Genomic DNA, 15,679 nt, shown 5'->3' on the forward strand with positions numbered 1-15,679 from the left:
TCAAAAGCGGGGTGCCCAGTAAATGACGCCGTAGATCGGCAGCCAGCTCAGTACGACGAAGTACCAGTACACGGCGTTCTCGCTCACGTCCACGAAGCGCTTGCCCTCGAACGGGCCGGTGAAAAGCAGCACGGTCAGCACGGCGGTATCGACGAAATCGGTGACGAGGTGCGTCGTGTGCAGGCCGAGCAGCAGCCACACGACCGAGCCGTACGCATTGGTGTACCAGCTGACGTTGAGCGTCGCGAATTCGAAGCCGCGCAGCACCATGAACACGATGGTCGCGATGAGACACACCGTCATCCATAGCTTCGCGCGTCCGCGGTCGAAGCGCTCGGCGGCGCGCTTGGCGAGCTGGTTCGGCAGCATGCTCGCGAGCAGCACCACCGTATTGAGCGTGCCCCAGCGCAATTCGGGCGCGGAGGCGGCCATCGGCCAGGCGGGCGCATGCGTGCGCAGATAGAAGTACATCATCACGGCGATGCCGAAGACCGTGCCTTCGATCAGCATCAGCCCCGCCGTGCTCCACCACATGACGCTGCGATGCCCGAACGCGAAGGTCGGAAGCCCGCGCACGTCGAGTTCGGTAGCGTTCGCTTCGTCGGGGCGCGTCTGCGCGTTCCGAAGGTTGCTGGCGGTACTCATGGGCGCTGCTCCCGTGCGGCTGCGAACGCATTGCTCGATCGCTTCGGCCAGAACCACGCGATCATCGCCGCGGCGACCGGCGGCGAGCCCCACACGATGGCCCACGGCGAATAGATCGAGCCGATGAAGAGAATCGTCGTCACCACCGCGCTGATGAACGGCCAGATGGAAGGCGACGGAAAGAGCGGTCGATGGTCCGGCTTCGCATCGAGCACGCTCGTCATCAGCACTTCGCGCGCATCGGCCGCCAGACCGCCGACGAAGCGCGGCTCGCCCGCCGGTTCCCACAACGGATCGCGCCCGTGCACGACCGGAATCGCGTCGAAGTTATGCGGCGGCGGCGGTGACGGCATGCTCCATTCGAGCGTGCCCGCGCCCCACGGATCGGCAGGCGCGGGTTGTTTGCTTCGCAGCGTCAGCACCACATTGACGATAAAAAGCAGCACGCTCACCGCGATGATCCATGCGCCGATGGTCGACATCAGGTTCATGCCGTCCCAGCCGAGCCCGTGCGGATACGTCCAGACACGGCGCGGCATGCCATGCAGTCCGAGCAGATGCATCGGAAAGAAGGTGACGTTGAAGCCGATGAAGAACAGCCAAAACTGCCAGCGCCCGAGCCGCTCGGACAGCATGCGGCCCGCGAATTTCGGGAACCAGTAGAAGAACGCGCCGAAGAGCGGAAACACGGCGCCGCCCAGCAGCACGTAGTGCAGATGCGCGACGACGAAGTACGTGTCGTGCACTTGCAGGTCCAGCGGAACGGAGGCGACCATGATGCCGGTCATTCCGCCCATCACGAGAATAAAGAAGAACGCGAGCACGAAGAGCAGCGGCGTGCGCAGGTTCAGGCGGCCGGTCCAGAGCGTGCCGATCCAGCAAAAGATTTGAATGGCCGATGGAATCGCGATAGTGAGGCTCGCCGCCGTGAAGAAGCTCTTGCCGAGCTCCGGCAGATTGGTCGCGAACATGTGATGCACCCACAGCCCGAATGCGAGGAACGCGGTGGCGATGAGCGCGAGCACCATCGCGGGATAGCCGAACACCGGGCGGCGCGCGAAGGTAGGAATGATCGACGAGATGAAGCCTAACGGCGGAATGAAGACGAGGTAGACCTCCGGGTGCCCGAAGAACCAGAAGAGATGCTGCCAGAGCAGCACGTCGCCGCCCTTCGCCGGGTTATAGAAATGCGTGCCGACTAGCCGGTCCAGAATGAGCGCGGTGCTGCACAGCATGACCGAAGGCATCGCGAAGATCACCATGAACTGCGTGACCAGCGTGGCCCACACGAAAAGCGGCATGCGGTTGAGCGACATGCCGGGCGCGCGCATCTTGAAGATGGTGCTGATGAGGATGACCGCTTCGATCAGGCCGGAGAGTTCAGTGAACGTGATCATCTGCGCCCAGATGTCGGAGCCCTTGCCCGGCGAATAGTCGGGGCCCGCGAGCGGCACGTAGCTGAACCAGCCGGCGGCCGGCGCGCTGTTCACCGCGAGCGAGGCGAACAGCAGGATGCCGCCGAAGAGAAACACCCAGTACGCGTACGCGTTCATGCGCGGGAAGGCGACACTTCGCGCGCCGATCATGAGCGGCACGAGGTACGCCGCGACGGCCTGCATCACCGGCACGGCGAAGAGAAACATCATCGTCGTGCCGTGCATCGTGAAGAGTTCGTTGTAAAGATTCGGGCCGATCAGCCGCAGATCGGGCCGCGCGAGCTGCATGCGCATGGCGAGCGCGAGCAGGCCCGCGAGCACGAAGAAGGCGAACGTCGTCACGATGAAGCGGCGCGCCACCGTCTTGTGATTGATCGCCGACAGCGCGCCGATGAAGCCGGGCGGATCGCTCCACGTCGCGGCAAGCGTTTCGCGCACGGCGGGCGAGGCGTGCGGACCGTCGACGGGACGGGAGCCGTTGTCATCGGCCGGGCCGAAGCGGGAAGAAGCGGGCGCGCTCATTTGAGAGTTCCGAGCCAGACGACGAGGGCCTGGAGATCGCCAGGGGCGAGTTGCGTCGCCGGCATCATGACGCCGGGCTTGAGGGCGGGCGGATTGGTGATCCACGCCGCGAGGTTGTGCGCGTTGTTGACGAAGGTGCCGGCCGCAATGGTCTGCCGGCTCGCCAGATGCGTGAGGTCCGGGCCTACCGAGCCGTTGGCCGGCGTGCCGCGTACCGTATGGCAGCGGGCGCAGTCGCCGTTCAGGAAGACGTCGCGTCCGTGCATCGCGAGTGCGTCGCTCGACGTGCTCGCTGTCTGCCGTTGTTGCGCGGCCCACGCTGCATATTGCGCGGGCGGGTCGGCGACGACCGAGAACGCCATCATCGCGTGTTCGTAGCCGCAGAATTCCGCGCACTGCCCGCGATACGTTCCCGCGCGGTCGGCGCGGAACGTGATGGTCGAGTCCTGGCCGGGGATCATGTCCTTCTTGCCATGTAAATTAGGCACCCAGAATGTATGTATAACGTCCGCGGCCTTCAACGACACGACCACCGGCCGGCCGACCGGCACATGAAGCTCGTTCGCCACCGCGAACCCGTCGGCGCCGCCTTCGGGCGCATAGCGCGCCTGCCACCACCATTGATAGCCGGTCATTTCCACATGCAGCGCGTTGTCGACCGGAAGCCGCGACAAGGCGCGATCGGTGACGACATCGGCGATCAGCAGGCTGACGAGACCCAGCGCCGACAGAACGGTCCCCACGATCACGAAGCGGTGAATGCCGCGCTCCGGCCGCTCGCGCTTGCTCATATCGGCGGGCGTCGCCTGATTGCCGCGCGGGGCGCGCAAGAGCGCGAACATGCACGCGAGGAGCACGCAGGCGAACACCACGCAGCAGACAGTCAGCGTGATGTGCCATAGCTCCAGGACGCGACTTGCCTGGATGCCTGCCGGACTAAGAGCGCTCTGCATGGCCGTTTGTTTGATTGTGCGGAGTTATGGTTTTCATACGGCTCGGGGACGTGTTCGTCGGTTAAAGCAATAGACATTCCATGGACGGACCGCTGCTCTTTGGTGCAGCGATTGCTTTGCACTTGCCTGCAAGGTCATTGGCAGCGAGAACAAGGAGACAGTAAACATGGACGTACCACGACAAGTCGTTTCTTTTCTGACCTCGCGTGGCCTGGTGCTTGCGACAGCCGAATCGTGCACGGCGGGTTACATCGCGTCGCTCATCTCGTCCGTGCCGGGCAGCGGCAGTTGCCTCGACGTGGGCTTCGTCACCTATTCGCCTTCGGGCAAGGCCGGCTTTCTCGGTGTGCGCGAGGAGACGATGAAGCAATACGGCCTCACGAGCGAGGAAGTGGCGCGCGAGATGTCGGAAGGCGCGCTGAAGCAGGAAGGCTGCTCCGCGACCGTCTCGGTGTCGAACACGGGCGTGGCCGATGCTCCGCCCGGCGACGGCCCCGAGGCGGGCACGCAATGCTTTGCATGGTCGTACAAGCTGCGCGACGGGCAGATCGTCACGTTCAGCGAGACGAAGGTCTTCGATGGCGAACGCAACGAAGTGCGGCGCGCGGCGGCGCTCTACGCCATCTCGCGCCTCGAGCATTACTTCGACCGTCTGCCGAGACATTGATCGATACCGTTGGGGGACGAACATGGATCAGAGCCAAAGCGAATGGAGGCAGTGGCAGCAGCAGATCGCTCAAGAGCTGGGCGTCAGCCAGGACTTCGATGCCGACACCGAGCGCGAGCGGCGCGTCGCCTTCTTGTCCGACTATCTGACGTCGCAGGGGCTGCGAACCTACGTGCTCGGGATCAGCGGCGGCGTGGATTCGTCCACGGCCGGGCGTCTTGCGCAACTTGCCGTCGAGCGGCTGCGCGCGCGCCGCTACGAGGCGCATTTCGTCGCGGTGCGGCTGCCGTACGGTTCGCAGCGTGACGAAGACGACGCGCAGGCCGCGCTCGAATTCGTGCGCCCGGACGAGACCCTGACGGTCAACGTCAAGGGACCGTCGGACGAAATGATCGCGGCGCTCAAGCAAGGCGGCGCGCAATACACCGACGATTTCCAGGAAGACTTCGTTCTCGGCAACATCAAGGCGCGCGAGCGGATGATCGCGCAGTACGCGATTGCCGGCGCGCGGCGCGGCGTCGTGATCGGCACGGACCACGCGGCGGAATCGCTGATGGGCTTCTTCACGAAGTACGGCGACGGCGGCGCGGACATCCTGCCGCTCTCCGGACTCACGAAGCGCCGCGTGCGTGCGCTCGCGCGTTCGATGGGCGCGGACGATCGTCTCGTCATGAAAGTGCCGACGGCGGACCTCGAAACGCTCACGCCGCAGAAGCCGGATGAAGACAGCTACGGCATCAGCTACGAGAACATCGACGATTTTCTGGAAGGCAAGGACGTGAGCGAAGACGTGCTTACGACCATACGCCGCTTTTACATGGCGACGCGCCACAAGCGCGCGCTGCCGCTCGAAGTGCCGCGCGTCTGAGACTGGAATGGCGATTGCGCGATAGACATGCGCGGCTGGCCCACCGGCCGGTGCGAACCCACTCACCCTGAAACGGAGGCATCGATGGCATCGAAGACTATGCAGGACTTGTTCATTCACGCACTGTCCGACGTTTATAGCGCAGAGAAACAACTGACGAAGGCGCTGCCGAAGCTGGCACGCGCGAGCACCAACGAGCAGCTCAAGCAGGCGTTCCAGCAGCATCTGGAAGAAACCAACGGTCAGATTGAACGGATCGATAAGGTGGTCGAACTGTGCGGCGTCAAGCTCAAGCGCATCAAGTGCGTGGCGATGGAAGGGCTGGTCGAGGAAGGGCAGGAGCAGATCGAAGACTTTGAACAAGGCCCGATTCGCGATGCCGCGCTGATCGCCGCGGCGCAGAAGGTGGAACACTACGAGATCGCGACGTACGGCACGCTCGCGACGCTGGCGAAGCAGCTCGGCCAGGAAGAAGCGATGAACCTGCTGCTCGAGACGTTGCAGGAAGAGAAATCCACCGACGAAAAGCTCACGCAACTCGCGAAGACGCAGATGGCCGAGGAAGTCAAGGCGGCTGGCTGACGAGATCCCCACACTCGTCGTCGCTACCTGAGCAGGAACGAGCGCGCCGCATCCCCCGTCGCGCTTTTTTTTATCTCTCAAGCGCCGCGCGCCCGACCGACGCGCGGCTTGGGCCCCTACCGCTTTACGCGTACTCCCTCGCCCGGCGCGAGGGCGAGGGCCGGAGCATTTGCGCGACGGCAAGCGCGCCGAGCGAGATCAGCGCGAGCGAAGCCAGCGGGAACGTGCCGACCGTGTTCACCGCAATCGAAGCGGGACGCTTCTGCCCGACCAGTTGCATCCTGCGCTTGGTCATCTGCTGCCCGAGTTCCGACAAACGCGAAGCCAGCGCGCGCTCGGCCGTCGGCAACAGCACGGTCTCTTCGTCCGCCACGTGGTGAATGACTTCCCGCATCAACTGCATGAAGCGGGCATCGTAGGAGGCGTCGTCCGGACCCATCGCGCGCAGCTTGGCAATGTCCTCGCGCATCTTGTCGTGCTCGGGCTTGCTCTTCTCCAGCGTGTCGTCGCCCGGAATCGCTTCGGCGAGCGCGGGATAGAAGATCTCTTCTTCGAGTTGCGCATGAATTTCGAGCGCCGTGCAGGCCAGCTCGACGATGGCGCGTTTGCGCCACCACGCACTATCGGCATGGTAACGATGAAACGCCGCCATGACGTGCGTGTGATCCATGCGGATCATCGTCGTGATGGAGGGCGAGCAGGATGACATGTCCACGATGACTCCTTCGCGTATTCGCGCGTGCTTCGATGGTGGGGAAAGTTGTCTTGCCGGCGGGCGTCAGGCGCCTTTCGCCTTTTTGTACTGCGCATGCGTGTACGGCAGCATCTCGTCGGGCGCGCGCATGTCGCGCGGCGTTTCGAAGTCGCGCAACGCCGTGCCGCGCATGGCTTCGGGCGAGCGCGGAAAGCCGCTGCGGTTGCGATACATCGAGGCGAACCGCTGCCCTCGAAGCTGCGCTTCGCGACGCTCGTCTTCGGCGTGCGAGGAGAGCGCCGTGGCCGAATGAATGTCGAGCGCGGTGACGCCCGCCACGTTCAGCAGCGCGGTCAGCGCGCGCGGGCTCGTTCTGTCCGATGCGGTGACGAGCGTCGCGAGGTCGAGCGCGTCGCCGCCGACGCGCGCCCACAGATACGGCGTGGGATCGCGCGAGACGAGAATGCCGATGCCGCATGCGATTTCGCGCAGGCCATAGAGGCGCATCAACGTCGAGCCCGTGCGCACGCCGGCCGCGCGCGCGACCGAATTCGGCGCGAGCAGTTGAGCGGCGCCGAGCGCCAGGCTGTACCAGCCGAGACCGCGCGCGATAGCGGCGGGTTTGCTTCGTCGCGAGACGTCGTTGGCGGGAGACTTCGGAAAGGGGAAGGGGTCACTCATGATTTACCTCTTCTGAGGAAGCGGAGGAAGGTGCGACGCACGGGCGCGCGTGGCGCCTGAGCGTGATCGTTCAAGCAAACCGCATTCCGCCGTGACGAGTGGTACGTGCAATGCTCGAACGCAGCCATTGCCAAGAGGATGAGGGGAACCGTCATGGTGGCGACGGCGAACGACAGAGAAGAGCAACCGTCGATGACAGAACAGCTTGCCGCGTTCATCGGCCGCGTGCATATCGGCGATCTCGGCGATGCGGCGCTCGACAGGCTCAAGCGCAGCATCGTCGATGCGCTCGGCTGCGCGATCGGCGCGATCGGACATCCGCCGATGCTGAAGGTGCGCCGCCTCGTGACCGAGTTCGGCGGGCCGCCGCTCGTCACGTTCATCGGCGGCGGAAGCGGCGCGCCGGATCGCGCCGCGCTGTATAACGGCTGCCTCGTCCGCTATCTCGACTTCATGGACAACACGGCGATTCGCGGCGAGGTGTGCCATCCCGCGGACAATATCGGCGCGCTCGTCGCAGCTGGGGAATATGCGGACGCGACCGGCGCCGCGTTCCTCACGGCGCTCGCCATCGCGTATCAGGTGCAGACGCGTCTGCTCGACATACCGACGATGCGCGCGGGCATCAATTACACGACGCCGCTGGCTTTTTCGGTCGCGGCGGGCGCATCGAGCCTCTTCGCGCTCGACGAATGGCGCTGCGCGCAGGCGCTCGCGCTCGCGGGCGTCGGCGCGGTGTCGCTCGCCGCGATTCAGGCCGAGCCGGTATCGGAGTGGAAGGGGCTCGCATCGGGCGAAGCGGCGAGCCGCGCGCTTCTCAACACGTTCCTCGCGCGCAACGGCGTTACCGGGCCGATGGGCGTCTTCGAAGGACCGATGGGACTCTTTCATCTGGCGGGCGCGAAGCCGCCGCTCGACTGGAGCCGCGAACGGCTCGACGTGCCGCTTCGCGTGTCCATCAAGAAGCACGACGCCGAATTTCAGTCGCAAAGCGCCGTGGATCTCGCCATCCGCTTGCGCAACCAGCATGACATCGACGCGCGGAAAATCGCGGAGGTGAACGTGCAGGTGTCGGATGGCGCGTATCAGGTGCTTGGCGGCGGCGCATACGGCCCGAAGGATCAATGCTGGACCAAGGAGCAGGCCGATCACAACCTGAAGTATCTAATTGCCGTTGCTTTGCTCGATGGCGAAGTATGGCCCGAGCAGTTCGCCGATGAGCGCATACGGCGCAACGACGTGCAAAGCCTTCTGCGACGCGTGAATGTCGCGCCGAACGCGGACTATACGAACCGCATCCCGGATGAGATGCCGGTGTCGATGCAGATCGTGATGACGAATGGCGCGATCATCGACGGCGAGCAAGCGGACTACGAAGGCTTCCACACGCGTCCGATGACCTGGAGCGCGGTCGATGCCAAGTTCGAGCGCCTGACGGCCGACCGACTGGACGCGGGCCGATCCACCGCGATCCGGCAAGCCGTCCGCCAACTCGAAACCATCCGCTTGCGCGAGCTGACCGGTTTGCTTGCGTGGTAAAGCCTCCAAAGATTGCGGCATGCGAGGTGCTGCGTTCGCGAAGACTCACAGCAAGCCACGGAGGCAAGACACATGAGCCGAGAAAAGCAACGACTGGGCGGCTGGCTGCCCGACGGCGAGGAAGCGATCGCGAGCTTTCGCAGAAACTTCGCCGCCTATGCACGCGAGCGCGCCGGCAAGGCCGAGATGCATAGCGTGGTGAAAGAATTCGCCGCCTTCATACGCGAGGACCCGGTGGTGCGGATGGAGTTCACGAGCGCCATCGAGCAGGCCAAGAAAGAAGGCTTCGAACTCGCCTACGCGAACATCGACGAATTCGTGGTTCTGCTCGATGCCATGCTCACCTACGCGCCGCCGTTCAGCGAGAAGAGCCTGATTCATTGTCCGGTGAACGCGTTGCTCGACTGGCCGATGGTGATGCCTTCCGGCTACTCGCTCTTTCGCGATCCCGCGTTCAACAGGCACCTGAAGCGTATTCTGAACGTGTGGTCGGGCTTTCTCAGCGGGCCGTATTCGCGCACGCATCTGAACACGTCGTCGCCGAACGGATGGTTCAGTCCCGAGGCGGACAAGCAAATCGGCCTCTCGCAGTTTCAGTGCGACAGGGACAAGCCCTATTGGGGCTTCTCTTCATGGAACCACTTCTTCACGCGCGAGTTCAAGCCGGGCGCGCGGCCCGTCGCCGAGCCGGAGAACGACAAGGTCATCGTGAGCGCATGCGAGGCATCGCCTTATGCGATCAAGCACGACGTCAAGCTCCAGGACTCGTTCTGGATCAAGTCGCAGCCTTACTCGCTACAGGAAATCTTCACCGCGAAGGAGATGGAACTGGCGAAACGCTTCGTCGGCGGCACCATCTATCAGGCGTACTTGAGCGCGTTTTACTATCACCGCTGGCACGCGCCGGTGAGCGGGACCATCACGAAGTCGTATCTGGTCGATGGCACCTACTATTCCGACGCCGAATCCGAAGGGGAAGAGCCGAGCAGCCTGAACGACTCGCAAGGCTATATCAGCGCGGTGGCGGCGCGGGCGGTAATCGTGATCGAGAGCGACGACCCCGCGATCGGCGAGGTGGCCTGCGTGTTCATCGGCATGGCGGACGTGTCCTCGTGCATGATCGATGCACTGCCCGGCCAGCGCGTGAAAAAGGGCGAGGAACTGGGCTACTTCCAGTACGGCGGCTCCACGTATTGCCTGATTTTCAGGCCCGGCGTGATTCAGAGCTTCGTGCCGCAGCCGCCATTCGAGAAGAATGCGGCGCCCGTCAAGGTCAACGCGCATCTCTGTACCGCGCGATGACGAAGTGACGCGAAAGGTGCGCCGCGCGCTGACGCACGCGCGGCGCGCCGTTCAGTGATGAGCAAGGCCATGCTCGCGCGCCGGCATGAAAGCCCGGATCAGCGAATACAGTCCTGCGAGTCCCACGAGTACATAGACGATGCGCGCGCCCGGCGATCCCGCGCCGAAGATGGCCGCGACGAGATCGAAATTCATCAGGCCGACGAGCCCCCAGTTCAGCGCGCCGATGATGACGAGCGCGCCTGCAAGCCAGTCCACCGGGCTGCGATGAACGGCGACCGTTCCCTTCGAAGTGACAGTTGGCATAACTAAACTCCACGTTGACAAAAGTGCTACATTGAATGCACCGTCCGTGAACGGCGTTGGAATCTCGCCGGCGCCGCTCTTCCAGCGGCGCCGGCGTCCTGCAAGAACCGTTACTTGCTCACTGCCTGTCCGGCGCCGAGGTCCGCGCCGGTCGTCGGATCGGCCGTCGGGTCGGATGCCGTGCGGGCAGCCATTGCCTGCAGCGTCTCGACGTCCTGCTCCGACACCTGCACCGTTGCCGTACCGTCGCCGCCATCGACTGCGGGCTGCGGGTCCGCGACGAACTTCCAGTCGCCGCCTTCGTTCCACGGGCCGCGCGCGTCTTCACCCTTCGACATGTTGTAGTACACGCTGGTGAACTCCGGCACGCCCGGCAGCTTGCCTTGCGGGAAGTTCGGCTGGATCGAATGCAGCGCCTTCTCGAACGACCTCTGATGCGCGATTTCGCGCGTCATCAGAAAGCCGAGCGCGTCCTTGATGCCCGGATCGTCCGTCACGTTGATCAGGCGCTCATAGACGATCTTCGCGCGCGCTTCGGCCGCGATGTTCGAGCGCAAGTCAGCCGTCGGCTCGCCGATGGTGTCGATATACGCCGCCGTCCACGGCACGCCGGCCGAGTTCGTGAGCGGCGTGCCCGCGCCGTACAGGATCGCGGTCGTGTGCGAATCGTTGCCGTTGCCCGTCATCGAGCGATACAGCTCGGCTTCCTGCTCCACCGCTTCGGCAAGCGCGCCCTTCGCACCCTTGTTCAGCATCGCGACGATGCTGCCGATCACTTCCAGGTGGCTCATCTCTTCGGTCGCGATATCGAACAGCATGTCCTTGCGGCCCGGATCGTCTTCGGTCACTGCTTGCGTGAAGTAGCGCATGGCGGCGGCAAGCTCGCCTTGCGGGCCGCCGAACTGCTCGAGGAGCAGATTGGCGAGGCCGGGATTCGGGGCTGCCACGCGGACGGTATATTGCAGGCGTTTGTTATGTACGAACATATCAACGGCTCCTGGTTATGGACGAGCGGCGCTTGCGGCGCAAGCGGCACCCGAACGAGGTTTCAAGAGGCTTCTACTCGCAGCGACAGTGAGGGCGTCGTGACGTCACTTGCAGTCGTGCTGCTGCGAGCCTCAGCGCAGGAGATTCGCGCTGGCGTGATGCGGCGAAGAGTGCCGCGGTATCGATGGAAACCTGCCCGTCGCATGCTCGGACATACGAACGGGCGGGCGTTTTCCATTCAGCAACGGACGTGCCACCGAGCGGCGGCCCCGGCATGCACGACTTATTTCTTCGCTTCCTGGCCGGTGGCGGAACGCTCCAGATACTGCGTCGAGATGGACGGAATATGTTCGAGCAGCCACTGCGCCATGGCCTGCTCCTGCGGAAGAATGCGCTCGCAGGCGGCCTTCGTCTGCGCGTCGCCGCAACGCTCGGCTGCCGCGATCAGCGACGTGTACGACGCAATCTCCAGGTTCTCGAATACATAGCTCATGATCGCGCCCTTCACCACTTCGTCGGTTTGCGTCATGCCGCCAGCGGCTTGCCCGAACGCCATCATCTTCGCGGTCAGGTCTTTCATGATCGAGGTCGTGCCGCCGAGGCGCTCGATACATTCCTGCACGATCTTCTGCTGCCCGAGCGTTTCTTCCAGATGCTGGTCGATACGAGCCTTCAATTGCGGATAGTTTTCGAGGCGGCCGGATTGCGCGCGCAGCATCTGTTCGGCTTGCTGCTCCATGGCGTGCGCATCGCGTAGCCAGTCCAACAAATGTTCAGCGGGTTCGGTCATCACGTGCTCCTTGTCGAGAGAAACGCGCTTCACCGCGCGTATCCGTTGACGCGCAATCCCTGTGCCGCGAGGCTCCATCAGTTCGGAATAACGCTTGCTGGGCACATAGAAAGAACGGAGTCCGAAGCGGAGGCAACCATGTCAGCTCATTCAGGCGAGAAGGCTGAGAAAACCGGCGATTTCCGTTGCGCCAAGTGCCATCACTCGACGCATGTCACGAAGGGCCACACCATTCCGAAGTGCCCGAAATGCGGCAACGATACTTACTCGACGCGCGTTCGCGAGCCGGGCAACAAGAGCAGCTAGGCATGCCTAAAGCGGAGGCGAAGCGCATGAATTCCACATCCGATAGCGCACTGATGCGCGCGCTCGCGTCGGGCGGCGTGGCAGGACTGGCGTCGGCTGCGATCGCGGCGGCGCTGGCGGCGAAGTCGGGGCATCGCCCCTACGCCGTGATGAACGCGGTCACGCATTGTCTGTGGCCCGATTCCGCGCCGCGCGAGGAGCGTCTCAGCGCGAAATACACGGGCACCGGCGCGGGCATTCACCTGGGCAGCGCAGTCTTCTGGGGCGTGCTGTTCGAAACGCTATGCGGCCGCCGTCCGTCGCCGGCGAAGATCGCGGCATCGGCGGCCACGACGAGCGCCGTCGCGTATGTCGTCGACTACCATGTCGTGCCCAAGCGCCTGACGCCGGGATACGAAGCGCATCTGTCGAATCAGGGGCTCGCGCTCACCTACGTCGCGCTCGGCGCGGGCTTCGCGCTCGCCGGACTGTTGCGCCGCGCATCGCGCTGATTTCGATTGCGCGCGGCGAGCCACGCGTTCAGCCGCTCGACGTCGGCCGGGCTCGCGCGCATGCCGAGCTTCGTGCGGCGCCAGAGAATGTCGTCTGCCGTTTGCGCCCATTCGTGAGCGACGAGATACGCGGCTTCGGATTCATAGAGCCCGGGCGCGAGCATCGTTCCCATGACGGACATCGTGTCGATGCCATCGAGCATGGCGTCGGCGCGCGTGCCGTATGCGCGCGCATAGCGTTCGGCCAGTTCCGCCGACAAAAAGCGATGCCGCTCGCGAAAAGCTCGCAGGAAGCGCGCGAAATCCGCATCCGGCATGTCGCCCCCGGGAAGCGGCGCGGCGTGCGTCCATGCAGGCGCTGTCAGCGAAAGTGGCGCGGCGAGCTGCTCCGCCGCTTCTTCCGCGAGCCGCCGATAGGTCGTGATCTTGCCGCCCAATACGGTGACGAGCGGCGCGCCGCGCGTATCCAGTTCGAGCCGATAGTCGCGCGTGGCGGAAGCCGCGTCATCCGCGCCGTCCGCGAGCAACGGCCGCACGCCTGCATACGACCAGACGACGTCCGCAGGCGTCACCGGCTGGCGGAAATAGCGGTTCACGGCGGCGCACAGATACTCGACCTCGTCATCCGCGATGCGCACGTCCGCGAGCGGGCCTTGATAGTCGACGTCCGTCGTGCCGATCAGCGTGTAGTCGCGTTGCCACGGAATCGCGAACACGATGCGCCGGTCGTCGTTCTGGAGGATGTACGCGTGATCGTGATCGAACAGCTTGCGCGTGACGATGTGACTGCCCTTCACGAGCCGCATCGGGCGCGCGGTGGAATCGCCGGCGGCGAGCGCGCCGACCCACGGACCCGCCGCGTTGACGATGGCGCGCGCCGCCACGTCGCGCCGATGACCGGACGCATCGCTCAGTTCGACGCGCCATTGGCGCTCGCCGCGCGTTGCTCCGACGAAGCGCGTCCGCGTCGCGATCTGCGCGCCCCGTTCTTGCGCATCCAGCGCGTTGAGGACGACGAGCCGCGCGTCGTCGACGGCGGCATCGGAATAGATGAAGCCGCGCGTGATCGAATCGACGAGCGGCGCGCCCGCGAAATGCGTGCGCAAGTCGACGCCGCGCGAGCCTTCGAGCACGGCGCGGCGGCTCAGGTGGTCATACAGAAAGAGGCCCGCGCGGATCATCCATGCGGGGCGCAGCGCGGGAACGTGCGGCATCACGAAGCGCAGCGGCGCGATGAGATGCGGCGCGATGGAGAGCAGTACCTCGCGTTCCTTGAGCGCCTTCCTGACGAGCCCGAACTCGTGGTATTCCAGATAGCGCAGGCCGCCGTGAATGAGCTTGGTGCTTGCGGACGACGTGTGTTGCGCGAGGTCGTCCTGTTCGACGAGCATCACGCGCGCGCCGCGCCCGGCCAGATCCCGCGAGATGCCCGCGCCGTTGATGCCGCCGCCCACTACGAGAACGTCCCACTGCGAAGGCTCGACCATGCTGTCTCCGTATGATGCAGCTAGTTTAGTCCGAGCCGGCGCGCGGCCGATGGTTTGCGGCCCGTTCAGTCAGACACCGCGCGTCGCGGCATGGTTATGGCTAACGGATTCTGCAACGAAATCCGCGCGGCGCCAATGCGCTGCCGCGCGCTGCTGCCAAGCCGCAACGCCCGACGACGATGAAAGAGAGAGCGACCATCATCTGCACGCGCGACACGAAGATTCTGCTGGTCGCGCGCAAGCGTTCCCGCTGGGCGTTGCCGGGCGGCACGATCTGGCGCAAGGAGTCGCCGGAAGAGGCGGCGCGGCGCGAGCTGGAGGAAGAAACCGGACTGGTGGTCGGCGAACTCAAGTACCTGTTTTTGTTCGGCGGCATGAACAAGCACCATCACGTATTCGGCGCGGTTATCGGCGATCTGGCGATTCCGGTGCCGCGCAACGAGATCACGCGCTGCGACTGGTTCAGCGCGAGGCAGGTCGCGACGCTTGCGACCAGCATTCCGACGCGCGAGATCGTCGCGCTGACGATGCAGCGCGCGGGCGGGCCGCGGCGGGCGCATGCCGCGTTCGGGGCGAGCGGCGCGCGGGCGTGAACGCGCCACGCGCACCGCGCCGGTTCATTTGCCGTACATGTCGAAGTCGAAGTACTTCGCCTCGATCTTGCGATACGAGCCGTCGCGCAGCATGCCCGCGATCGCGCCGTTGAGCGCGTCGCGCAGATCGACGTCGGACTTGCGCACGCCGGCGGCGTCGCCGTCGCCCATGATCTTCGGGTCATACACCACGTCGCCCGCGAACGCGAAGCCCTTGCCGCTCGGCGTCGCGAGAAATCCCAACTGACCCTGCACGGCGTCCATCAACACGGCATCGACCCGGCCCGCGACCAGGTCGGCGTACGCCTGGTCGTAGCTCGGATACGGCACCACTTCGACGCCGGCGGCCGCCCATTTCTCGCGCGCATAGGTTTCCTGCACGGTGCCTTGCTCGACCGCGACGCGCTTGCCCGCTAGCTTCGCGGCTTCCGGGAGCAAGTGCGCATCGGCGCGGGCGATGAGGCGCGTCTGATTGCGATACAGCCGGTCCGTGAAGTCGATCTGCTCGCGGCGCTTGGCGGTCGCCGCCATCGACGAGAGAATCACGTCGAACTTGCGCGCCTGCAGGCCGGGAATCAGGCCGTCGAAGCTGCTTTGCACCCACACGCATTTTGCCTTCAGACGCTCGCACAGCGCGTTGCCGAGGTCGATGTCGAAGCCCTGCACCGCGCCGTCCTTCGCGACCGATTCGAACGGCGGATACGTCGGATCGACGCCCATGCGGATGGTGCTCCATTCCTTCGCGGACGCGGAAAGCGAGGCGGCCGCCGTCATCATGGCGAGCGCTGCGGCGGCGAGAATCTTCCTCGAGTGTGGGGTCATCGTGTTGG

18 protein-coding genes are annotated in these 15,679 nt (G+C 64.7%); 8 read left to right on the forward strand and 10 right to left on the reverse strand.

The features are described 5' to 3' along the window. From NCR34_RS27195 to coxB, 3 genes are read right to left on the reverse strand one after another with little or no spacing between them, the layout of a single operon-like run. Positions 1 to 645 (reverse strand): cytochrome c oxidase subunit 3, encoded by a 645-nt coding sequence (locus NCR34_RS27195; protein WP_248323629.1) that lies wholly within the window; start codon positions 643 to 645, stop codon positions 1 to 3. Continuing rightward, positions 642 to 2,603 (reverse strand): cytochrome c oxidase subunit I, encoded by a 1,962-nt coding sequence (ctaD, locus tag NCR34_RS27200; RefSeq protein WP_248323628.1) that lies wholly within the window; start codon positions 2,601 to 2,603, stop codon positions 642 to 644. The genes NCR34_RS27195 and ctaD overlap by 4 nt, the downstream gene beginning before the upstream one ends. Continuing rightward, positions 2,600 to 3,556, reverse strand: a complete 957-nt coding sequence (gene coxB / locus NCR34_RS27205; RefSeq protein WP_250501357.1) for a cytochrome c oxidase subunit II — start codon at positions 3,554 to 3,556, stop codon at positions 2,600 to 2,602. Before coxB ends, ctaD begins: the two co-directional genes overlap by 4 nt. Before the next feature lie 166 nt (positions 3,557 to 3,722). Between coxB and NCR34_RS27210 the strand changes: the two genes are divergently transcribed. The 3 genes from NCR34_RS27210 to NCR34_RS27220 all read left to right on the forward strand — a co-directional run bounded on the left by NCR34_RS27210 (position 3,723) and on the right by NCR34_RS27220 (position 5,673). After that, positions 3,723 to 4,223 (forward strand): CinA family protein, encoded by a 501-nt coding sequence (locus NCR34_RS27210; protein ID WP_248323626.1) that lies wholly within the window; start codon positions 3,723 to 3,725, stop codon positions 4,221 to 4,223. A 22-nt stretch (positions 4,224 to 4,245) separates the two neighbouring features. Beyond that, complete coding sequence (nadE, locus tag NCR34_RS27215) at positions 4,246 to 5,091, forward strand: NAD(+) synthase (protein ID WP_175943709.1); 846 nt, start codon at positions 4,246 to 4,248, stop codon at positions 5,089 to 5,091. A gap of 84 nt (positions 5,092 to 5,175) precedes the next feature. Beyond that, on the forward strand, positions 5,176 to 5,673 hold the full coding sequence (locus tag NCR34_RS27220; RefSeq protein ID WP_175943707.1) for a YciE/YciF ferroxidase family protein: 498 nt from the start codon (positions 5,176 to 5,178) through the stop codon (positions 5,671 to 5,673). A gap of 124 nt (positions 5,674 to 5,797) precedes the next feature. On the opposite strand, the gene NCR34_RS27225 is transcribed toward NCR34_RS27220, so the two are convergent. Next, a complete protein-coding gene (locus tag NCR34_RS27225; protein ID WP_248324213.1) occupies positions 5,798 to 6,382 on the reverse strand; it encodes a hemerythrin domain-containing protein in 585 nt (194 codons plus the stop codon). A 69-nt stretch (positions 6,383 to 6,451) separates the two neighbouring features. After that, positions 6,452 to 7,048 carry a hypothetical protein gene (locus NCR34_RS27230; RefSeq protein ID WP_241270029.1) on the reverse strand — a complete coding sequence of 199 codons (597 nt, stop codon included), beginning with the start codon at positions 7,046 to 7,048 and terminating at the stop codon, positions 6,452 to 6,454. A gap of 192 nt (positions 7,049 to 7,240) precedes the next feature. On the opposite strand from NCR34_RS27230, the gene NCR34_RS27235 reads away from it, so the two are divergent. Beyond that, positions 7,241 to 8,587: an MmgE/PrpD family protein gene (locus NCR34_RS27235; RefSeq protein WP_250501358.1), complete on the forward strand. Its 1,347-nt coding sequence runs from the start codon at positions 7,241 to 7,243 to the stop codon at positions 8,585 to 8,587. Between the two features lie 72 nt (positions 8,588 to 8,659). Beyond that, positions 8,660 to 9,889: a phosphatidylserine decarboxylase family protein gene (locus NCR34_RS27240; protein ID WP_248323624.1), complete on the forward strand. Its 1,230-nt coding sequence runs from the start codon at positions 8,660 to 8,662 to the stop codon at positions 9,887 to 9,889. 51 nt (positions 9,890 to 9,940) lie between these two features. Here the strand turns inward: NCR34_RS27240 and NCR34_RS27245 are convergent, their stop codons facing one another. From NCR34_RS27245 to NCR34_RS27255, 3 genes are all read right to left on the reverse strand, one after another. Continuing rightward, entirely contained in the window at positions 9,941 to 10,195 is a 255-nt protein-coding gene (locus tag NCR34_RS27245; protein ID WP_175943701.1) for a DUF378 domain-containing protein, read from the reverse strand. Between the two features lie 110 nt (positions 10,196 to 10,305). Then, complete coding sequence (locus tag NCR34_RS27250) at positions 10,306 to 11,181, reverse strand: manganese catalase family protein (RefSeq protein ID WP_250501359.1); 876 nt, start codon at positions 11,179 to 11,181, stop codon at positions 10,306 to 10,308. 284 nt (positions 11,182 to 11,465) lie between these two features. Further along, positions 11,466 to 11,972 carry a ferritin-like domain-containing protein gene (locus NCR34_RS27255; protein WP_248323622.1) on the reverse strand — a complete coding sequence of 169 codons (507 nt, stop codon included), beginning with the start codon at positions 11,970 to 11,972 and terminating at the stop codon, positions 11,466 to 11,468. Here NCR34_RS27255 and NCR34_RS28135 point away from each other — a divergent pair. Further along, on the forward strand, positions 11,952 to 12,278 hold the full coding sequence (locus tag NCR34_RS28135; RefSeq protein WP_284506719.1) for a zinc ribbon-containing protein: 327 nt from the start codon (positions 11,952 to 11,954) through the stop codon (positions 12,276 to 12,278). The genes NCR34_RS27255 and NCR34_RS28135 overlap by 21 nt on opposite strands. Positions 12,279 to 12,304: 26 nt before the next feature. Further along, on the forward strand, positions 12,305 to 12,769 hold the full coding sequence (locus tag NCR34_RS27265; RefSeq protein WP_248323621.1) for a hypothetical protein: 465 nt from the start codon (positions 12,305 to 12,307) through the stop codon (positions 12,767 to 12,769). Here the strand turns inward: NCR34_RS27265 and glpD are convergent. After that, entirely contained in the window at positions 12,709 to 14,256 is a 1,548-nt protein-coding gene (glpD, locus tag NCR34_RS27270) for a glycerol-3-phosphate dehydrogenase (protein WP_250501360.1), read from the reverse strand. The genes NCR34_RS27265 and glpD overlap by 61 nt on opposite strands. Positions 14,257 to 14,435: 179 nt before the next feature. Between glpD and NCR34_RS27275 the strand changes: the two genes are divergently transcribed. After that, positions 14,436 to 14,849 (forward strand): NUDIX domain-containing protein, encoded by a 414-nt coding sequence (locus tag NCR34_RS27275; protein ID WP_250501361.1) that lies wholly within the window; start codon positions 14,436 to 14,438, stop codon positions 14,847 to 14,849. Positions 14,850 to 14,873: 24 nt separating this feature from the next. Here the strand turns inward: NCR34_RS27275 and NCR34_RS27280 are convergent, their stop codons facing one another. Next, positions 14,874 to 15,671, reverse strand: a complete 798-nt coding sequence (locus tag NCR34_RS27280; RefSeq protein WP_250501362.1) for an ABC transporter substrate-binding protein — start codon at positions 15,669 to 15,671, stop codon at positions 14,874 to 14,876. Between the last annotated feature and the right edge of the window lie 8 nt (positions 15,672 to 15,679).

It is taken from the genome of Caballeronia sp. GAWG1-5s-s, assembly GCF_023631445.1.
Taxonomy (GTDB): domain Bacteria; phylum Pseudomonadota; class Gammaproteobacteria; order Burkholderiales; family Burkholderiaceae; genus Caballeronia.

Excerpts from the sequence above, each read along its gene's own strand:
- NCR34_RS27230 (WP_241270029.1), bottom strand. The coding sequence starts at position 7,048 with ATGAGTGACCCCTTCCCCTTTCCGAAGTCTCCCGCCAACGACGTCTCG.
- NCR34_RS27240 (WP_248323624.1), top strand. The coding sequence starts at position 8,660 with ATGAGCCGAGAAAAGCAACGACTGGGCGGCTGGCTGCCCGACGGCGAG.
- NCR34_RS27265 (WP_248323621.1), top strand. The coding sequence starts at position 12,305 with ATGAATTCCACATCCGATAGCGCACTGATGCGCGCGCTCGCGTCGGGC.
- NCR34_RS27225 (WP_248324213.1), bottom strand. The coding sequence starts at position 6,382 with ATGTCATCCTGCTCGCCCTCCATCACGACGATGATCCGCATGGATCAC.
- NCR34_RS27280 (WP_250501362.1), bottom strand. The coding sequence starts at position 15,671 with ATGACCCCACACTCGAGGAAGATTCTCGCCGCCGCAGCGCTCGCCATG.
- NCR34_RS27255 (WP_248323622.1), bottom strand. The coding sequence starts at position 11,972 with ATGACCGAACCCGCTGAACATTTGTTGGACTGGCTACGCGATGCGCAC.
- NCR34_RS27210 (WP_248323626.1), top strand. The coding sequence starts at position 3,723 with ATGGACGTACCACGACAAGTCGTTTCTTTTCTGACCTCGCGTGGCCTG.
- NCR34_RS27250 (WP_250501359.1), bottom strand. The coding sequence starts at position 11,181 with ATGTTCGTACATAACAAACGCCTGCAATATACCGTCCGCGTGGCAGCC.
- NCR34_RS27195 (WP_248323629.1), bottom strand. The coding sequence starts at position 645 with ATGAGTACCGCCAGCAACCTTCGGAACGCGCAGACGCGCCCCGACGAA.
- glpD (WP_250501360.1), bottom strand. The coding sequence starts at position 14,256 with ATGGTCGAGCCTTCGCAGTGGGACGTTCTCGTAGTGGGCGGCGGCATC.
- NCR34_RS27220 (WP_175943707.1), top strand. The coding sequence starts at position 5,176 with ATGGCATCGAAGACTATGCAGGACTTGTTCATTCACGCACTGTCCGAC.
- ctaD (WP_248323628.1), bottom strand. The coding sequence starts at position 2,603 with ATGAGCGCGCCCGCTTCTTCCCGCTTCGGCCCGGCCGATGACAACGGC.
- coxB (WP_250501357.1), bottom strand. The coding sequence starts at position 3,556 with ATGCAGAGCGCTCTTAGTCCGGCAGGCATCCAGGCAAGTCGCGTCCTG.
- nadE (WP_175943709.1), top strand. The coding sequence starts at position 4,246 with ATGGATCAGAGCCAAAGCGAATGGAGGCAGTGGCAGCAGCAGATCGCT.
- NCR34_RS27235 (WP_250501358.1), top strand. The coding sequence starts at position 7,241 with ATGACAGAACAGCTTGCCGCGTTCATCGGCCGCGTGCATATCGGCGAT.
- NCR34_RS27245 (WP_175943701.1), bottom strand. The coding sequence starts at position 10,195 with ATGCCAACTGTCACTTCGAAGGGAACGGTCGCCGTTCATCGCAGCCCG.
- NCR34_RS27275 (WP_250501361.1), top strand. The coding sequence starts at position 14,436 with ATGAAAGAGAGAGCGACCATCATCTGCACGCGCGACACGAAGATTCTG.
- NCR34_RS28135 (WP_284506719.1), top strand. The coding sequence starts at position 11,952 with ATGTTCAGCGGGTTCGGTCATCACGTGCTCCTTGTCGAGAGAAACGCG.